Consider the following 2,257-nt stretch of genomic DNA (forward strand, 5'->3'; position numbering starts at 1 on the left):
CTAATGGTAAATTTATAAAAAGTGATGAAAAATATACAGGACAAAGTTACTGATGAACCCTAAAGAACTTATTTCTCAAATCAAAGACTATGCTGATATAGCAGATGCTAGTTATGCTATGCTTGATTTAATCGATGAGAATGATGAAAAAGGTTTTTTTGATAGTGCTTTTACTCCTCCTTTGTGGCTTTATGCAGATGGGATAAAGTTAGGGTATGAGATAGAAGAAAAAGTCAAGTTTCTAGATAAAAATGGAAAATTTCAAGTAGTTAAAGATAAGGGAGATCCTACAGCTTATGCTACCATTATAGAAGCTAGATTTTCTGCTGATCTTGTCTTTAAAAAACCTAGAAAAGACAATGAAGCTTTAGATGAGGATCAAGTTATTGGAAATAAAGCTCAAAGCTTTATTTATAGAAATCAAGAAGACAAAGAAGCAAAAGATCAAAAAAACCTACTGGCTTTAAATTTTGCTAAACACAATAAAGATCCTAGAAAATTCAGACATCATCTTAGCCCACGCACTAAAAACTTTGTATCTCGTTATGAAGTTATAGATCATGTAAAAAATACTAACATCAGTGGTTATTCTCATACTGTTTTTAAAGATACAAGTAAAAATGATAATACTTATATCTTGGCTTTTCGTGGCACTGAAACAGGTGGAACACAGCTATTAAAAGATGCATTTTTTACAGATGGTTTTATTGCTTTGAGGCTTGGAATTCCACAAGTGGTGTCTTTGATGAATTATAGCGATGAAGTTTTAAAAATCATTAGAGAAAAGCATGGGAGTGATAATTTTAAAATAGATGTTGTGGGGCATTCTTTAGGAGGACATTTGGCTCAATGTTTTTGTATCTTTGGGCAAAAAAAATATATTCAAAAACTTTATACTTATAATGGAGCTGGTATAGAAGGTGTTGTAGTAAGTCTTGTAAATATTTTTATTAGAGTTATTAGAGTTGTTTTTAAATTATTAGTTAAAGGAATTAAAAAACTTTTTGGTTTTGGTATGACTAGAAAAACTTTAGATAATTGCTCTAAAGTTTTAAATGTGGAAAATGGAACCGATGGTTTGATCGAAGAATGTAAAAATTCACAAGGACAAATAGATCAAAAAAGACTTGATGAATGTGCTTTAATATAAAACAAGCAAGTAAAGGCAAAACAAGTATAGAAATACATCATATAGAAACTATAGCTAAACCTATCCCTAATAAAGAAGATTTTTCACGAGAATATAGACAAGCACTAGAGTCATCAAGATCTGTGATAGCTGATTTGGGTTATAAATATGGCTTAGATATTAAAGATAAGTTTGATTATAAAAATACAGACAAGTTGCATTTAATTCATATAGGAGAGCTTGAAAAAAATTATTTGCTAACTAGCCATTTTATGTATAATATAGTTTGGGCGAGTTATTTTTATGAGCATTTGATAAAAAATAATGAAAATATCAAAGAATTTAAAAAGGATATTGCTTGTGCTATGGATTATCTAAATTCTTATGCACAAAATTTAATTGACTTAAGTGAGAAAAATAAGCTTTTACCAGGAGATCAAATAGATATCCAAGATGAAAATCAAAATTATATTAGTGTAGTATTGGATAAAATTTTTAATAACTTGTGTAAAAATAGCGTATATAACAAGAAAGAATTTAATCTTATTTATAAAGATATACAAGAGTTGTTTTATGTAGGTGAATATAAAAATGTAAATAAATTTGTTATTCCTGATTCTTTTTTGGTTTTAGAAGCTATGCAAATTTATATAAAAATACTGGATAAACCTATATTAGAAAAACTATCTAATAATGACTTCGAGCAGGATTTAGATCATGCTGAAGCAGTTTATAAGTGGTTGCCTTTCATTGTTAAAGATAAAAATAATCAAAAAATACTTACAGAAGATAATATAGGGAAAATCTTAAATTATAACTCTGAGTGCTTTAAATGTCTTAGCTTGGAAAATGATTTGGATTTTTTTCAAGCTAGAAAAAAGCAAATGATTAATTTGATTTATGAAAATAATTGCACAAGCTATTATCTTAATAAAAACCAACCCATTAAAACAAAAGTAAAATTTAATTCTTCAAGTTCGACTATATTTGTTAATTTGCCAAAAGAAGAAGTTTTTATTTTTGCTAATTGTAGGGATTTGATTGATTGTGATGAGATTTATAAAAGAGTAGCTACTAAAGTAGGTGTTGCAGTTGAAGAACTCCAAAACTATCAGGCTTATATCTTCC

Annotated in this window: 1 protein-coding gene and 1 pseudogene; both read left to right on the forward strand. The window is 28.0% G+C overall.

What is annotated here, in order from left to right:
* Nucleotides 1-52 precede the first annotated feature (52 nt).
* Entirely contained in the window at nucleotides 53-1,150 is a 1,098-nt protein-coding gene (locus L8W69_RS09035) for a DUF6792 domain-containing protein (RefSeq protein ID WP_263666972.1), read from the forward strand.
* Nucleotides 1,135-2,257: pseudogene (locus L8W69_RS09040) on the forward strand (hypothetical protein); the annotation flags it as partial. The gene L8W69_RS09035 and the pseudogene L8W69_RS09040, both read left to right, overlap by 16 nt.

It is taken from the genome of Campylobacter sp. CNRCH_2016_3089 (genome assembly GCF_025772505.1).
Taxonomy (GTDB): domain Bacteria; phylum Campylobacterota; class Campylobacteria; order Campylobacterales; family Campylobacteraceae; genus Campylobacter_D; species Campylobacter_D lari_D.

Coding starts and splice junctions, on each gene's coding strand:
- L8W69_RS09035 (WP_263666972.1), top strand. CDS start 53: ATGAACCCTAAAGAACTTATTTCTCAAATCAAAGACTATGCTGATATA.